The following is a 16049-nucleotide window of genomic DNA, read 5'->3' as shown; positions in this document are numbered from 1 at the left end:
AGGCGCAGAGCGTGCGGGAAGGCTGGTAGGCTGTTCAGGTTGCCGTTTGATCGGCCGCGGATAAAGAGAGCCCACGTATCAGACGTCGGGCGCCGCGCAACGAACCGAGAGGGGATCGAATCTATGGCACTGGAAGCAGACGTCAAGAAGGCGATCATGGAAGAGTACGCGACGCACCCCGGTGACACCGGATCCCCCGAGGTGCAGGTCGCGATGCTGACGCAGCGCATCAAGGACCTCACCGAGCACCTCAAGGAGCACAAGCACGACCACCACTCGCGTCGTGGGCTGTTCCTGCTCGTCGGTCAGCGTCGTCGCCTGCTGGGTTACCTGCAGGACATCGACATCAGCCGTTACCGCTCGCTCATCGAGCGTCTCGGACTGCGTCGCTAATCGCACCAGCGTTCAATCGCGCAGAACATTCTTGAGAAGGCCGCCCACGGTGTGGGCGGCCTTCACTCATTCCCGGCGGGGTTCAAGCGCGAGAAACCACATTCTGCATGAGACACACGCGCACACGTGGTTTCTCATGCGGGAAGTGATGTCTCGCCGCGGGGAGAGGGCTGGATGCCGTGATGAATCCTGCATGCGGGCTTGACCTCGCGCTCGCTTTCCATTAGGAAAGTAACTGAGTTTCCGAGTGGAAAGTATGAGGGGATGCCATGGAGCAGCGACCTGAGTCCGGAGCGGCACCGCTGGATCCGCCGTCGGCGGCGATCGCGCAGGCGTATCTCGAGGAGTCCGCGCGCGTGGCGCAGCGCCGCGAGCAGTTCATCGATCGTCGTGCCGCCGCCCGGCTGCTGCTCGTCGAGGGGGCGGCGTTCGGCGTCTACCTCGTCGCGTTGATGTTCGCGTTTCCGCCCGGCACCGGACTGAACATCGTGGTGCTCATCGTGCCGTTCCTGATCTGGACCCAGCTCGTGATCACGCTCCGCGAGGAGTACGGCTATCAGCGTCGTGGCCGCGAGCAGCGGCTGCGCACCGCGGTCGTGATCATCATCGCCGTGATGGTGGTCGGAGCGCTGGCGACGCTCTTCCTCCAGGCCGACCTGCCCTGGGGTGTCCGCCTGCTCCCCGGGGTCTTGTCCTTCGCGCTCTACGCCCTGCTGGCCCGAAGCGAATGGCGTCATGCCGCCTCGGAGTCGATCGGACGCGAACGTACTCCGTTCACCCGCACCGTGCGGGTCACCACCATCGGGATCGGTGTCGCGCTGGGGATCTCCGTGGCCAGCGTGGCGACGACTGCCCTGGTCGCAGCCATCGCGATGGTCGTCGTGATGATCGCCCTGTCGGCCTGGTTGCTCACCGCGACGATCACCGGAGGCACAGCGGTCGCCACCGCCTGGGGAGCGTTCCACTGGGTCTGCTTCGCCGTCGCCGGCTCGACGACCGTCGCGCTGGTACTGCTCCTGCAGTTCACGAGCCTGTCGTTGTCCATCCCGGGGTACATCGCCGGTGGGCTGATCGCCCTGGCCTTCGTCGTCGGGGCGCTGAAGGAGCCGGAGCGTGACTGAGACGCCCGGGCGGGAGCATCCGCGCCTGCGCCTGGACGACAGCTTCGCCAGCCCGATCCGCTTCTCGCTGATGGCCGCGATGGGGGAGGACCTGGAGCTCGACTTCGCCACGCTCGGCGGCATCCTGCAGGTCTCGGACTCCGCCCTCAGCAAGGCGATCTCCGCGCTCGAGCATGCCGGCTACGTCCAAGTGCGCAAAGGGCAGGTCGGTTCGCGCCCGCGCACGTGGGTGCACAGCACGACGGTGGGCCGCCGGGCCTTCCACGCGCACGTGCGCGCGCTGCAGGCGATCGTCGACTTCGGCGCCGGTGGTGCCGACGCGCCGTGATCGGATGCTACGCCGAAGCGGCGATGAGATCGGAGTGATGGATCGCCGCCACGTCCGGATGCGCGCGCAGTCGTGACTTCAAGGCGTTCTCGCCGTACAGACTGTGGATCGGATTGTTCGGATCGTCGGTCACCCCTCGGGCCTGCGCGGCCAACTCCGGCGGCAGATCGATCAAGGGCAGCTGCGTGTCCAGCGCCGGGTTGAAGAAGAACGGGATCGACAGGCGATCACCCGGAGCCTTGGGCGAGATCACGCGATGGTTCGTGGCCTTGAGATAGCCGCCGGTGGCGTACTCCAGCAGCTCGCCGATGTTCACGACGAACGCGCCGTCGACGGGCGGGGCGTCCACCCACTGGCCGTCGCGCTCGACCTGCAGGCCTCCGCGACCGGGCTCCACCCACAGCAGGGTCAGCACGCCGCTGTCCTTGTGCGCCCCGACGCCCTGCTGGGGGAGCGGCTGATCGGTTCCGGGGTACCGCACGATCTTGATCAGTGTCGACGGCTCTCCGAAATGATCGTCGAAGTAGCTCTCCTCCGCACCCAGCGACAGCGCCCACGCGCGCAGCAGTCGACGCGAGATCGCCGACAGAGCGGCATGCCATTCCGCGACCACCTCGCGCAGCTCGGGCTGTGCGGCCGGCCACAGGTTCGGGCCGATCAACCGGGTGAAGGCCGGGCCGCCTTCGACGGCATCCCGCTCCGGTCCGATGTCGATCTGCTCGCGCCAGTCGACCGCGCCCTGCGTGCGCTCGCCTCCGACACGGGTGTATCCGCGGAAGTGCGGGCTCTTCACGTTCTCGATGGCGAGCTTGTCGCCTTCGGGGAGGGCGAAGAAGTCGCGCGCGGCACGGTGCAGTCGCTGCTCCAACTCTGCGGGGATGCCTGTTCCGGTCAGGTAGAAGAAGCCGACATCGCGGGTCGCGGCGCGCAGGTCCGCGCGGAAGCCGTCCGCTTCCTCCTGGCCGAGATCGAGCCGGGAGAGATCGAGGACGGGAAGGGTGAGATCTGCCATGGATCGACGGTAGGCGCATGACTGACCGGTCGCCGGATTTGTTTCGCGCGATTACTTCGAAGGCTCTTCTCTGCTGCGCCGGGATCCGGTCGGATCGTTGCGGTGATCGGCATCGGATGTCAGCGCCGGGTCGCCGAACATCCAGCGCGGGCGCGGCTCGATCAGGGGACGGAAGACGCGGCGCACCGGTTTCGACGCGAGTGCGAAGGCGATGAGCACGGCGAGGACCGTGATCAGGGGCAGCCAGATCCAGGTCGGGTCGAGCCCGCGCAGCGCGCCGGACTCGCGGAACGGGTAGAGCACGAAGGAGTGCAGCAGGTACACGTACATCGTGTACTGCCCGAGCGTCGTCCAGCGGTGCGTCCGGCGCGGCATGAGCACGAGGAACGACGCACTCAGCAGCAGGGCCAGCGCCATCAGCCCCAGGCGGACGCCGCCCGCCCACCACTGGTCTGCGGACAGGCCCGCGTAGGAGTCGTCGTAGAAGAACCAGTAGCGCAGGTCCACGGCATCCCAGATCGGCAGCCAGCGCCAGCACACGAACGCCCAGACGCCGAGCACCACGATCGCGGAGGCGCGCAGCCACCAGGGGCGGAAGTCGATCAACTGGAAGCGGCGGACCAGGTCGCGCTCGCGCAGCCACCAGCCCAGCGTGAAGAAGAAGAGCAGTCCGAGGGTGCGCGAGAGGGAGAACGTGCTGTTGACGTTGCTGAGGTAGCCGACCCCGATCGAGACGGCGAGCGCCCACGCCAGCGGCCAGCGCAGCAGCGCCAGATACGGCAGCACGAGGCGGAAGATGCCGAGCGCGATCAGGAACCACAGCGTCCACGACGGCTGGGTGAGGTTCGGATCGGCCTGGCCTTCGACGAGCAGCTTGGTCAGCGTCCACAGTCCCTCGAAGATCAGGTAGGGCACGAGGATGTCGGTGATGACTCGCGCCATCTGCCGTCTGGTGGGGCTGGACGCCTTGGAGAAGTAGCCGGAGATCAGCGCGAAGGCGGGCATGTGGAACGCGTACACCCAGAGGTAGAACGCGTAGGAGACGTCGGAGTCGTAGATCAGACGCTGGATGCCGTGCCCGAGGACCACCAGCACGATGCAGGCGAAGCGGGCGTTGTCCCAGAACGGAACCCGTCGACGCGGGCGGGGGATCGCGCCCGTGGAACCGGTGGGCGGATGCTGCACTGCACTGCTCATCATCCGAGGCTACCGGCCGGGAATAAGTTTGCTGTGGAGGCGTTGCATCAACTACATTCAAATGAATACAAACGGATGCCACAGCATCCCGAGCGGAGAAGAACATGGACGCACAGAGCAGCGACCGGTCCGGCATGCAGTTCGGTCTCATGTCGGTCAGCGACATCACGCAGGACCCCACCACGGGCGTCACGCCCAGCGAGCGGGAGCGCATCCAGGCCGCCGTCACCATGGCCAAGCACGCCGAGGACGCGGGACTGGACGTCTTCGCGATCGGTGAGCACCACAACCCGCCGTTCTTCTCCTCGAGCCCCACGACCCTGCTGGCGTACATCGCCGCGCAGACCGAGCGGCTGATCGTCTCGACCTCCACGACGCTGATCACCACCAACGACCCTGTGCGCATCGCAGAGGAGTACGCGATGCTGCAGCACCTGTCCGGCGGTCGCATGGACCTGATGATGGGCCGCGGCAACACCGGCCCGGTGTACCCGTGGTTCGGCAAGGACATCCGCCAGGGCCTGCCCCTGGCGATCGAGAGCTACGCGCTCCTGCACGAGCTGTGGACCAAGGACGTCGTCGACTGGGAGGGCAAGTTCCGCACGTCGCTGCAGGGCTTCACCGCCACCCCGCGTCCGCTGGACGGCGTCGCGCCGTTCGTCTGGCACGGCTCGATCCGCACCCCCGAGATCGCCGAGCAGGCCGCGTACTACGGCGACGGCTTCTTCGCGAACAACATCTTCTGGCCCAAGGAGCACTACCAGCGCCTGATCGAGCTGTACCGTCAGCGCTGGTCGCACTACGGCCACGGCGCCCCGGAGACGGCCATCGTGGGCCTCGGTGGACAGGCGTTCATCCGCCCGAAGTCGCAGGATGCCGTGAACGAGTTCCGGCCGTACTTCGACAACGCCCCCGTCTACGGTCACGGTCCCTCGATGGAGGACTTCACCGAGATGACTCCGCTGACCGTCGGCTCGCCGCAGCAGGTCATCGACCGCTACGCGGCGATGCGCGACACCTTCGGCGATTACCAGCGCCAGCTGTTCCTGATGGACCACGCCGGTCTGCCGTTGAAGACGGTGCTCGAGCAGATCGATCTGCTCGGCAGTGAGGTCGTGCCCGTGCTGCGCAAGGAACTCGCGCAGAACCGCGCGCCCGAGGCTCCCGACGCGCCCACCCACGCGGCGCGCGTGCGCGCCGTGTACGGCGACGGACCCGCCCGCGAGGCGCGCCCGGGTGCGAATCGCGGCGACAACCTCACCACGGGCTCGCCCTACCAGGACTGGGTCCCTGAGCCTGTCGAAGGGCCGGCTCCCGCCGGTGCGGCATTCGGACTGACCCGGACGGAGGCGTGAGATATGAGCGAGCGTCGTATCGCCGTGATCTCCTCCGGCCTGTCCAACCCGTCCTCCACGCGGATGCTGGCGGACCGCCTGCTCGCCGAGACCGTGAAGGCGCTGCGTGAGCGCGGCATCGAGGCGCAGGCCGACGTGATCGAACTGCGCGACCTCGCGCACGACATCACCAACAACCTGCTCACGGGCTTCGCTCCCGCCCCGCTGGAGGAGGCGATCAACCGGGTGGTCTCGGCGGATGCCGTGATCGCCGTCACCCCGATCTTCTCCACCAGCTACGCGGGCCTGTTCAAGTCGTTCATCGACGTGCTCGACCCGGACGCCCTCTCGGGCAAGCCGGTGCTGATCGGTGCGAACGCGGGCACCGCACGGCACTCGCTGGCGATCGACTACGCGATCCGTCCGCTGTTCACCTATCTGCACGCGGAGCCCGTGTCGACGGGCGTCTTCGCGGCGTCCAGCGACTGGGGCGCGAACGCCGACGATGTGGCGCCGCTGAGCGCGCGCGTGGAGCGCGGTGCGCGGGAGTTCGCCGACGCGATCGCACGCCGCGATGCCGTCACGGATGCCGACCCGTTCGACCCGGACACGTACCTCGGCAAGGGCCGTTCGTTCGGTCATCTTCTCGGCGGCCTCGCGGGGGAGTGACTCCAGCGCCCCGGCGGTAGAGGATGGACGCATGGACATCGCCATCGCCGGGGGCACCGGAGTCATCGGATCGCACGTGGTCCGCGTCGCTCAGGAGCGCGGCCATGCCGTGCGAGTGCTGAGCCGAGGCGCGGGCGTGGATGTCCTCGCCGGCGTCGGTCTGGAGAGCGCGCTGCGCGGCGCGGACGCCGTCATCGACGTGCTGAGCATCACGACCACGGATGCGAAGAAAGCCGCCGAGTTCTTCACGCGGACCACTGCCAACCTTCTCGCCGGTCAGAGACAGGACGGTACCGGACATCACATCGCGCTGTCGATCGTCGGCGTGGATCGCGCACCGTACGGCTACTACGCGGGCAAGCTCGCGCAGGAGGATGCTGTGACGGCGGGGGATGTGCCGTGGACGATCCTGCGGGCGACGCAGTTCCACGACTTCGCGGCGCAGATGCACTCGCGCGCCGCCGTCGGACCGCTGCACCTGGCCGTGCGGATGCGCACGCAGCCGATCGACGCGGGTGAGGTGGCCACCCGTCTGGTCGAGTTGGCGGAGCATCCGGCGCACGGCAGGGCGAGAGACATCGCAGGCCCGCGCGAGGAGGAACTCGCCGAGATGATGCGGGCCTGGGCCAGGCACCATGGACACGACGGCTGGATGCCGAGGATCGGTCTGCCCGGTGCGTTCGGCCGGGCGATGCGCTCGGGGGCGCTTCTGCCGCAGGACGATGCGGACCTGAAGGGCATCACCTTCGCAGAATGGCTCTCGGCCCAACCCGAGAGATGAGTTGAGCCGAGAGCAGGTGGATGCGGAAGCGGGTCAGCCGCTCTTGCGCCGGAACTCGCGCTTCATCTGAGGGGCGTTCGTCGCGTGCACGGCGGAGTCGCCGTCGAGGTGCGATTCACCGCCGCGACTCTTCGCGTTCTTCCTGTCGAGCGCTTCCTTGAACTTGCGTTTCATCTCCTCGGGGGAGACTGCCTTGTCTTCGCTCATGTCGGTCAGCCTAGTCGTTAGGTGGGTTCAGTCGTTAGGTGGGTTCAGTCGTTGGGCCCCGCCGCATGCACGCAGCTGAAGCGAGCCACGACCAGATCGATGACCGCCCCCAGCGCCACGGCGACCACCACGGACACGGCCACGGCGACGAGCGGTGCCGACGGCAGCATCGCGGCCACGATCGCGCCGATGGCCGCCTGGTACGCGGCCCAGCCGGTCGCCGCCAGCGCCGCGAGCGTCAGATACCGCGGTGCACGGATGCGTGTGGCACCCGCCATGAGATTCACCGCGAGGCGGGCGAACGGAACGAAGCGCGCGGTGAACAGGACTGTTGCCGTACCGGTGCTCAGTCGCCGTCCCGCCCAGGCCAGCGCCGATCGGATCCGTGACGCGCGCATCCACCGCCAGCGCTCCACCCCGACGAGCCGACCGATCAGGTAGCAGGCGACGTCGCCGCACCAGGCTGACGCAGCCGCGACCGCGATGATCAGTGGCAGCGGCGGCGTCCCCTGAGACATGGCGATGGCGCCCAGCGCCGTGACGGCGATCTCTCCCGGAATGACGACCAGGAAGGCGTCGCCGACGACGAGCGCGCCCATCAGCAGGACTCCCCACGGGCCGGTCAGGATCTGCAGCACGGGCTCCGGGATCACGGAGAGGACTCTCCCAGGTCCGGGTGAACGGAGAACGACGGGAAGGTGAGGAGATGACCGGCATCCGTGCATCCGGTGAACACACGACGACGGAGGCCGTTTCGGGACGGTCACGCGCTCCGACCGGGCCATCCTGACGTTGTGAGAGTAGCGATCGTCACCGAATCCTTCCTTCCCCACATGAACGGTGTGACCGGGTCAGTGCTGCAGATCCTCCGCCACCTCGAGCGCACGGGGCACATCGCGCACGTCATCGCGCCGTCCGCTCCGGGCACCCCCCTGCGATCAGGAGCGGCGCGAGTCGACCGGGTCGCATCGGTGCCGCTGCCCGGATATCGGCACGTGCGGGTGGGCACCGCCACCGCCGGGCGCGTCCTGGACTCGCTGCGGCGCTTCGAGCCCGATGTCGTGCACCTGGCCTCACCGTTCGCCCTCGGCTGGCGGGGCACAGTCGCCGCCGAGCGGCTCGGCCTTCCCGTCGTCGCCGCCTACCAGACCGACGTCGCCGCCTACGCCGCCCGCTACGGCGTCGCGGTGACCACCTCGCTCGCCGAAGCGCACCTTGCCCGGATGCATCGGCGCGCCACGCTCACGCTGGCGCCGTCCCGGGAATCGGAGAACCAGCTCGCACGTCTCGGGATAGACCGGGTGCGCCGCTGGGGTCGGGGCGTGGACGCCGAGCGATTCCACCCGGGGGCACGCGATGAGTCCTGGGTGAACAGGGAGCCGGGACAGGTGATCGTCGGCTATTTCGGGCGCCTCGCTCCGGAGAAGCAGGTGGAGGACCTGCACGCGCTGCGCGGCATCCCCGGCATCCGGCTGGTGATCGTCGGGGACGGGCCGGCCCGCACTCGGCTGCAGACGCTGCTGCCGGACGCCGTGTTCCTCGGGCAGCTCGCCGGTGCCGAGCTGGCGCGAGCGGTGGCGTCCTTCGACATCTTCGTGCACCCGGGGGAGAGCGAGACCTTCGGCCAGACCCTGCAGGAGGCGCACGCCAGCGGGGTGCCGGTCATCGCGACGGGTCGGGGCGGCCCGCTCGATCTGGTGCGATCGGGGATCGACGGGTGGCTTTACCGCCCGGGCGACCTCGACGACCTGCGCATGCGCGTGAAGGATCTGGCCGGCGACACCCGCAAACGACAGGCGTTCGGCCGTGCCGGACGAGAAGCCGTACAGGGGCGCTCCTGGGCGGCGGTGTGCGATCAGCTGGTCGGGCACTTCGACGAGGCGCGAGAACTCAAGGCCGTCGATCGCACGCTCCGGGTGCCGCGCACCCGACGCCCCGAACCCGCGGCGCCGCAGCAGGGCAGGCGCTGGCGGCGCTGCGTCGCACTGGGGGACTCGCTGACCGAAGGGCTCGGCGACCTGGGGCCGGACGGTCTCGAGCGCGGCTGGGCCGACCGGCTCGCGCTGCTGCTGGCCGCGCGAGGGGGACTGCACTACGCCAATCTCGCCGTCCGATCCCGTCGCGTCGCGGATGTCTCCGGGCCGCAGCTGAAGCGAGCCCTCGAACTGCGCCCCGACCTGGCAACCGTGCTGGTCGGTGCCAACGACCTGGTGCGGCTGCGCGTCGACGTCGCAGCGCTCGCCGCACAGGTCGAGGACACCGTGGCTCAGCTGCGGAGCAGCGGGGCGGATGTCGTGCTCATCACCCCCTTCCTGCCCCGGCGTGCGGCATCGGCCTGCTTCGCCCGCAGGTTCTCCGCCTTCGCCAGCGCGCTCGCCGCGGTGGCGCAGCGAACCGGCGCCATCCTGATCGACACCGATCTGGAAGCCTCCCTCGGAGAGCGCCCGAACTGGGCGGAGGACCTCGTGCACCTCTCCCGTCGGGGGCACCGCTTCCTGGCCTACCGAGTGGCCGAGGCGCTGGGCGTCCCGCACGCCGAGGCGCTGGGCCTGCTCGAGGAGTCGCTGCACGAGCACGAGCGCATAACCCGCAGGGCCTGGTGGCGGCACCACGCCCTGCCCTGGGCGGGACGCCGGGTGCTCGGGCGCACGGCCGGCGACGGGCGGTCGGCCAAGCACGACGACCTCGTGTACATCGCCCGCAACAGCTCCCGCGTGGGAGAACGCGTGAGCTGATGGGTGCCCTGCTAGGCTTGACTCGGATGCCTGTGGCATCCATCAACTGCATATCGACTTAGTACGGAGCGGTCGGCTGAGAAGCTGGTCCCCTGTGGTGGGTTCCTCGTCGCACACGGCGCCGGGTGATCTTCTACTGGTGGCCAGTGCAGGCGAGATTCGCGGGAGTGCCCGCGCGCCTATATCTGTCCGCATCCGCTCCTTCGCGAGAACTCGCCCGTCATACGGACGCGCGAGCCTAAACAAAGAAGGAGAGACCTCTTGGAAGGTCCTGAAATCACTGCCGCCGAAGCCGTCCTCGACAACGGACGCTTCGGAACCCGCACCGTCCGCTTCGAGACCGGCCGCCTCGCCCAGCAGGCGCAGGGCGCTGTCGCCGCCTACCTCGACGAAGAGACCATGATCCTGTCGGCGACCAGCGCGGGCAAGCACCCGCGCGAGGGCTTCGACTTCTTCCCGCTGACGGTCGACGTCGAGGAGCGGTCCTACGCCGCAGGCAAGATCCCCGGTTCGTTCTTCCGTCGCGAGGGTCGCCCCTCCACCGAGGCGATCCTGGTGTGCCGCCTGATCGACCGCCCGCTGCGTCCGTCGTTCGTCGACGGCCTGCGCAACGAGGTCCAGATCGTCATCACCGTGCTGTCGATCGCTCCCGGCGAGTACTACGACGCGCTGGCGATCAACGCCGCCTCCGCCTCGACCCAGATCTCGGGACTGCCGTTCTCGGGCCCGATCGCCGGTGTCCGCCTCGCGCTGATCCCGGGCCAGGGCGAGCACGCCGACCAGTGGGTCGCGTTCCCGAACCAGGCTCAGGTCGAAGAGGCCGTGTTCGACCTGATGGTCGCCGGTCGCGTCGTCAAGAAGGCCGACGGCTCGGAAGACGTCGCCATCATGATGGTCGAGGCCGAGGCCACCGAGAACAGCTGGAACCTCATCAAGGCCGGCGCCGTCAAGCCCAGCGAGGAGATCGTCGCCGGTGGCCTCGAGGCCGCCAAGCCGTTCCTCAAGAAGCTCGTCGAGGCTCAGGCCGAGATGGCTCAGCACTCGTCGAAGGAGCCCGGCGTCTACCCGGTCTTCCCCGCGTACGAGCAGGCCACGTTCGACTTCGTGTCCGCGTCCGCGACGGCAGACCTCGAGAAGGTCTACCAGATCGCCGACAAGGTCGAGCGCCAGAACGCCGACGACGAGGTCAAGGACCGCGTCAAGGCCGAGGTCGCCGCCGCCATCGAGGCCGGCACGCTCCCGGCATCCGCCGCGGGCGAGGTCTCCGGTGCGTACAAGTCGGTCACCAAGAACATCGTCCGCGGACGCATCCTCGCCGAGGGCGTGCGCATGGACGGTCGTGGCCTGGCGGACATCCGTCCGCTGGACGCAGAGGTGCAGGTCATCCCGCGCGTGCACGGCTCGGCGATCTTCCAGCGCGGTGAGACCCAGATCATGGGCGTCACCACGCTGAACATGCTCAAGATGGAGCAGCAGATCGACTCGCTGTCGCCGGTGACGCACAAGCGCTACATGCACCACTACAACTTCCCGCCGTACTCCACCGGTGAGACCGGTCGCGTCGGTTCGCCGAAGCGTCGCGAGATCGGGCACGGCTTCCTCGCCGAGCGCGCGCTCGTGCCGGTGCTGCCCACCCGCGAGGAGTTCCCCTACGCGATCCGTCAGGTCTCCGAGGCGCTGAGCTCCAACGGCTCCACCTCGATGGGCTCCGTCTGCGCCTCGACCCTGTCGCTGCTGAACGCCGGTGTGCCGCTGCGCGCGCCGGTCGCCGGCATCGCCATGGGCCTGGTCTCGGACGAGGTCGACGGTGAGACCCGCTACGCGGCGCTGACCGACATCCTGGGTGCCGAGGACGCGCTGGGCGACATGGACTTCAAGGTCGCAGGCACCAGCGAGTTCATCACCGCGATCCAGCTGGACACCAAGCTCGACGGCATCCCGTCGTCGGTGCTGGCCGGTGCCCTGACCCAGGCCCGCGACGCGCGTCTGACGATCCTCAACGTGCTGAACGCCGCGATCGACGCTCCCGACGAGATGGCGCCCACTGCGCCGCGCGTCATCAGCGTGCAGATCCCGGTCGACAAGATCGGCGAGCTGATCGGCCCGAAGGGCAAGACGATCAACGCGATCCAGGACGAGACCGGCGCGCAGATCTCCATCGAGGAGGACGGCACCGTCTACATCGGCGCCGTCGACGGTCCGTCGGCCGAGGCCGCCCGCGCCCAGGTCAACGCGATCGCCAACCCCACCAACCCGGAGGTCGGCGAGCAGTTCCTCGGCACCGTCGTGAAGATCGCCACGTTCGGCGCCTTCGTCTCGCTGCTGCCGGGCAAGGACGGACTGCTGCACGTCACCGAGGTGCGCAAGCTCGCCGGTGGCAAGCGCGTCGAGAACGTCGATGACGTCCTCTCGGTCGGCCAGAAGATCCTCGTGAAGATCACGAAGATCGATGACCGCGGCAAGCTGTCGCTCGAGCCCGTGCTCGACGACGCCGCCGCCGAGGGCGACAAGGCCCCGGAGACCGTCGAGGCGTGATCCACGGATGCCGATGAGTCGGCATCCCTGACGAAGACCCGGAATCCTGTGGAGTGCCACAGGATTCCGGGTCTTGTCGTATCCGATGTGATCGGATCGTTACGAGAACTTCTGCGCACCCTCGTCATGGTGGACGTCGCAGCGCGGGACGTCGCTTAGCCTGTGAGTACGCACCGGGGGGTGCGATGCAAGACGGATCGAGGATCCGCGGGGGTGGGAGATGAAGCTTTTCGGCATCGGGACGGCCGATCAGCCCTCGCGCGCCGATGCCCCTGATGCGCATCCCTCCGCCCCGATCCCCGTCATCGGCCCCGGCGTCGGGGAGTGCATCCGCGTCGCTCTCGGCGAGACCGGCTATTCGATCTTCCCGCTGATGCTGGGAGCCGCCGAGTTCGGCTGGAATGTCGACCAGAAGACCAGTCATGCTCTGCTGGATCGCTACCTCGAATTCGGCGGCAACGCCGTGCACACGGCCGACGGCTTCTCCGGGGGCCGCAGCGAGTACATCATCGGGCAGTGGCTGAAGACCTCGGGCGGGCGACGCGAGCAGGTCGTCCTGAGCGCCAGGATCGGCTCCCATGCCGACAACCCCGGCCTGGGCTCCGTCAACCTCGTGCGTGCGGTGGAGGGTTCGCTCACCCGGCTCGGGGTCGACCGCATCGACGTGCTCTATCTGGATGCCTCGCTCGACAGCAGCACGAACCTCGAGGACACCCTCGCGACGGTCGAGTGGCTGCGCGAGGCGGGCAAGATCGCGGTGGTCGGCGGTTTCCGCTTCGCGCCGGAGCGACTCGTGGAGGCGCGGATCCTCGCGGCGGCCGGCTACCCGCGGCTGGAAGTGCTCGACGAGCCGTACAACCTCGTGCGCCGGGATGAGTTCGAGGGCGACCTGCGCCTGGTCGCCGCGGCGCAGAGCCTGGCGGTCACGCCCTCGCACGCTCTCGAACACGGATTCCTCTCCGGCCGGCACCGCAGCAAGTCGTCGGCGGTGGGCGTGCGCGGACAGCAGATGCGCAGTCACCTGAACCGCAAGGGCATCCGCGTGCTGAGGGCGCTCGACCTGATCGCCGACGAGCTCGCCGTTCCCGTCGCCGCCGTCTCGATGGCATGGCTGCTCGCGCAGCGCACGGTCGTCGCGCCGATCGTGAACGCCTTCGCCCTCGAGCACGTCGACGAGCTCATGCAGGGTGCGGGCATCACGCTCACGCGCACGCAGGTCGCCGAACTCACGCGCGCCGGGGAGTAGAAGCCCGCGCTCTGCGGCCGGGACCCAGCCCCGGCGTCTTCCGGGGCCCGAGCGTCGGACGCGTGACCTAAGCTGGAAGCGCCCCGACGCGGTGGCACGAAGTGAGCAGGGTTGTGACGCACTACATATATCTGGTCAGACACGGTGAGCATGTCGACGCCGAGCACGGCATCGACGACGGACCACTCTCACCTCGAGGTCAACGTCAGGCAGAGCTCATCGCAGACCGGCTCTCGGGCCTTCCGCTCGATGCCGTCTGGCATTCCCCGCTGCTGCGCGCGGCGGAGACGGCCCGTGCCATCGCCGCGCGACTGCCCGCGGTGGACCCGGTGCCCTCGGCGCTGCTCTTCGACTGCGTGCCGAGCGGCATGTCCGAGGAGACTCCCAGCGCCTACGAGCCGTTCTTCGGTTCGGTCAGCGACGCCGAGATCGAGGCGGGCGCCGCACAGATGTCGGACGCGGTGGGGGAGTTCCTGCGTCGACGCAACGGCGATGTGCACGAGGTCCTCATCACCCACAACTTCGTGATCTCGTGGTTCGTGCGCGAAGTGCTGGGCGCTCCGGACTGGCGCTGGATGACGCTCAACCAGGCGCATTGCGGCCTGAGCGTGATCGTGCAGAAGCAGGGCCGACCGTGGACGCTGATGAGCCACAACGACCTGGGTCATCTGCCGATGGAGCTGCGCACCGGTCTTCCGGACGCGATCACCGTCTGAGCGAGTGCCTGTCGAGGACGACACGCGGCAAGAGGGCCCGGCCGGCGAATCTAGACTGGAGTCATGACCACTCAGGTTGCCCTCGTCGGCGGATCAGGCAAGCTCGGGCGCATCATCCATCACGTGATCGATGAGCTCGACGGGTTCGAGGTGCGCAGCGTGCTCGGTTCGGCCAGCGACCTCAGCGAGCTGGACGGCGCCGATCTGGTGGTCGACGCGTCGGCGCCGGCGGTGAGCATCGACGTGGTGCGCGCGGCGATCGACCGCGGCATCAATGTGCTCGTCGGCACATCGGGATGGTCCCAGGAGCGCATCGCCCCGGTGCGACCCCTGGTGGCGGACGCCGAGATGGGGGTGGTGTTCATCCCGAACTTCTCGCTGGGCTCTGCCCTCGGGACGGCACTTGCGGCGGCAGCAGCACCCTTCTTCCCGTCCGCCGAGATCGTGGAGTCGCACCGCGACACGAAGATCGACTCGCCGAGCGGAACCGCGGTGCGCACCGCCGAGCTGATGGCGGATGCCCGTGATGAGAGGGGGCCCTTCGAGGCTCCGCACGGCGATCAGCGTGCACGCGGGCAGCAGGTCGCCGGTGTGCCCGTGCACTCGCTGCGGCGCCCGGGCGTGATCGCCCGCCAGGAGGCGATCCTGTCGGGTGCGGGAGAATCGCTGTCGATCGTGCACGACACGATCGATTCCGCAGCCGCGTACACACCCGGAATCCGGCTGGCGCTTCCCTTCGCCCGCGACGCCCGCGGGATCGTCGTCGGTCTGGAGAACATCATCGACATCGGCATCCGGGCCCGCTCGTGACCTCTCGGATCGGCGTCGTCGTGATGGGCGCCGCGCTGCTGCTGTACATCGTCATCGCCGTGTGGCTCGGCGTGATGTTCTTCTCGGTCGGCACCGCGCTGTCGATCGGGATGGGCGTCGCACTGGTGATCATCGCGCCGATCGGCGCCTGGGCGCTGGTGCGCGAGCTCCTGTTCGGCTTCTCCGCCGACAGGCTGGGCCGCATCCTCGACGGCGAGGGCGGAATGCCGGAGGCTCCGGAGCAGCTCACGCCCAGCGGGCGTCTGCGCCGCGAGGACGTCGAGCCGCTGATCGCGCAGTACGCGACCTCGGTGGAGGCGGATGCCGAGGACTGGCGGGCGCGCTATCGACTCGGCGTCGTGCAGGACGCCGCAGGCCGACGCAAAGACGCCAGAGCAAGCATCCGCGAGGCCATCCGCCTCGCCCGCCCCTGAGAACCCGTCTATATGGCACGAACCGCCCCGATTCTCTCGAATCAGGGGCGGTTCGCGCCATACAGCGGGACGTCAGGCCAGGCTGGCCTCGAGGGTGATCTCGATTCCGGCGAGAGCCTGAGAGACGGGGCAGCCGGTCTTGGCGCCTTCGGCGATCTCCTGGAACTTCTCCGGGGTGATGCCCGGGACCGTGGCGTTCACGTTCAGGTGGCTGCCGGTGATGCCGGTACCGGGCTTGAACGTGACGGATGCCGAGGCGTTGACGCGCTCGGGAGGAGTGCCGTTCTCGCTCAGAGCGTGCGAGAGAGCCATGCTGAAGCACGAGGCGTGCGCGGCGGCGATGAGCTCCTCAGGAGTGGTCGTGGTGTCGGAGCCCTCGCTGCGGGCCTTCCAGTCGATGGGGAAGGTGCCGAGGCTCGATGACGAGAACGCGACGGTTCCCGAGCCCTCGGTCAGGGAACCGGTCCACGTGGCTGCGGCTTCGCTGGTGACGGACATGTTTCCTCCTGAGATGGGCGGTCGTCGTCGCGG

At 68.6% G+C, this 16049-nt stretch carries 17 protein-coding genes; 12 read left to right on the top strand and 5 right to left on the bottom strand.

Annotation, left to right across the window (positions count from 1 at the left end):
- Positions 1 to 123: 123 nt before the first annotated feature.
- The 3 genes from rpsO (at position 124) to QF046_RS03935 (ending at position 1842) form a co-directional block, all read left to right on the top strand.
- On the top strand, positions 124 to 393 hold the full coding sequence (gene rpsO / locus QF046_RS03945; protein WP_307366407.1) for a 30S ribosomal protein S15: 270 nt from the start codon (positions 124 to 126) through the stop codon (positions 391 to 393).
- A 269-nt stretch (positions 394 to 662) separates the two neighbouring features.
- Entirely contained in the window at positions 663 to 1514 is an 852-nt protein-coding gene (locus QF046_RS03940; protein ID WP_307366405.1) for a hypothetical protein, read from the top strand.
- Complete coding sequence (locus QF046_RS03935; protein ID WP_307366403.1) at positions 1507 to 1842, top strand: transcriptional regulator; 336 nt, start codon at positions 1507 to 1509, stop codon at positions 1840 to 1842. Before QF046_RS03940 ends, QF046_RS03935 begins: the two co-directional genes overlap by 8 nt.
- A gap of 7 nt (positions 1843 to 1849) precedes the next feature.
- On the opposite strand, the gene QF046_RS03930 is transcribed toward QF046_RS03935, so the two are convergent.
- Positions 1850 to 2854: an isopenicillin N synthase family oxygenase gene (locus QF046_RS03930; RefSeq protein WP_307366401.1), complete on the bottom strand. Its 1005-nt coding sequence runs from the start codon at positions 2852 to 2854 to the stop codon at positions 1850 to 1852.
- A gap of 51 nt (positions 2855 to 2905) precedes the next feature.
- A complete protein-coding gene (locus QF046_RS03925) occupies positions 2906 to 4051 on the bottom strand; it encodes an acyltransferase family protein (protein WP_307366400.1) in 1146 nt (381 codons plus the stop codon).
- Positions 4052 to 4185: 134 nt separating this feature from the next.
- On the opposite strand from QF046_RS03925, the gene QF046_RS03920 reads away from it, so the two are divergent.
- The 3 genes from QF046_RS03920 to QF046_RS03910 are packed head-to-tail and all read left to right on the top strand — an operon-like array spanning position 4186 to position 6835.
- On the top strand, positions 4186 to 5406 hold the full coding sequence (locus QF046_RS03920) for an LLM class flavin-dependent oxidoreductase (RefSeq protein WP_307372696.1): 1221 nt from the start codon (positions 4186 to 4188) through the stop codon (positions 5404 to 5406).
- 3 nt (positions 5407 to 5409) lie between these two features.
- Positions 5410 to 6054: an FMN reductase gene (locus QF046_RS03915; protein ID WP_307366398.1), complete on the top strand. Its 645-nt coding sequence runs from the start codon at positions 5410 to 5412 to the stop codon at positions 6052 to 6054.
- Positions 6055 to 6085: 31 nt separating this feature from the next.
- Positions 6086 to 6835 (top strand): SDR family oxidoreductase, encoded by a 750-nt coding sequence (locus tag QF046_RS03910; RefSeq protein WP_307366396.1) that lies wholly within the window; start codon positions 6086 to 6088, stop codon positions 6833 to 6835.
- A gap of 33 nt (positions 6836 to 6868) precedes the next feature.
- Here the strand turns inward: QF046_RS03910 and QF046_RS03905 are convergent, their stop codons facing one another.
- Positions 6869 to 7042 carry a DUF5302 domain-containing protein gene (locus QF046_RS03905; RefSeq protein ID WP_307366394.1) on the bottom strand — a complete coding sequence of 58 codons (174 nt, stop codon included), beginning with the start codon at positions 7040 to 7042 and terminating at the stop codon, positions 6869 to 6871.
- Positions 7043 to 7086: 44 nt separating this feature from the next.
- Positions 7087 to 7695 (bottom strand): DedA family protein, encoded by a 609-nt coding sequence (locus QF046_RS03900; protein WP_307366392.1) that lies wholly within the window; start codon positions 7693 to 7695, stop codon positions 7087 to 7089.
- A 180-nt stretch (positions 7696 to 7875) separates the two neighbouring features.
- Here QF046_RS03900 and QF046_RS03895 point away from each other — a divergent pair, with 180 nt between their 5' ends.
- From QF046_RS03895 to QF046_RS03870, 6 genes are all read left to right on the top strand, one after another.
- Positions 7876 to 9777 (top strand): GDSL-type esterase/lipase family protein, encoded by a 1902-nt coding sequence (locus QF046_RS03895; RefSeq protein ID WP_307366390.1) that lies wholly within the window; start codon positions 7876 to 7878, stop codon positions 9775 to 9777.
- A gap of 261 nt (positions 9778 to 10038) precedes the next feature.
- Complete coding sequence (locus QF046_RS03890) at positions 10039 to 12312, top strand: polyribonucleotide nucleotidyltransferase (protein WP_307366388.1); 2274 nt, start codon at positions 10039 to 10041, stop codon at positions 12310 to 12312.
- 220 nt (positions 12313 to 12532) lie between these two features.
- Positions 12533 to 13558 carry an aldo/keto reductase gene (locus QF046_RS03885; RefSeq protein WP_307366386.1) on the top strand — a complete coding sequence of 342 codons (1026 nt, stop codon included), beginning with the start codon at positions 12533 to 12535 and terminating at the stop codon, positions 13556 to 13558.
- A gap of 113 nt (positions 13559 to 13671) precedes the next feature.
- Positions 13672 to 14274, top strand: a complete 603-nt coding sequence (locus QF046_RS03880; protein WP_307366384.1) for a histidine phosphatase family protein — start codon at positions 13672 to 13674, stop codon at positions 14272 to 14274.
- A 63-nt stretch (positions 14275 to 14337) separates the two neighbouring features.
- A complete protein-coding gene (gene dapB / locus QF046_RS03875; RefSeq protein ID WP_307366382.1) occupies positions 14338 to 15084 on the top strand; it encodes a 4-hydroxy-tetrahydrodipicolinate reductase in 747 nt (248 codons plus the stop codon).
- Complete coding sequence (locus QF046_RS03870) at positions 15081 to 15518, top strand: hypothetical protein (RefSeq protein WP_307366380.1); 438 nt, start codon at positions 15081 to 15083, stop codon at positions 15516 to 15518. Before dapB ends, QF046_RS03870 begins: the two co-directional genes overlap by 4 nt.
- Positions 15519 to 15590: 72 nt before the next feature.
- Here QF046_RS03870 and QF046_RS03865 read toward each other — a convergent pair whose 3' ends face one another.
- Positions 15591 to 16016, bottom strand: coding sequence for an OsmC family peroxiredoxin (locus QF046_RS03865; RefSeq protein WP_307366378.1), 426 nt, complete (start codon positions 16014 to 16016; stop codon positions 15591 to 15593).
- Between the last annotated feature and the right edge of the window lie 33 nt (positions 16017 to 16049).

It is taken from the genome of Microbacterium sp. W4I4 (genome assembly GCF_030816235.1).
Taxonomy (GTDB): domain Bacteria; phylum Actinomycetota; class Actinomycetes; order Actinomycetales; family Microbacteriaceae; genus Microbacterium.
The sequence above is the reverse complement of the archived record's forward strand: the minus strand, read 5'-3'. Positions and strand labels throughout refer to the sequence as shown.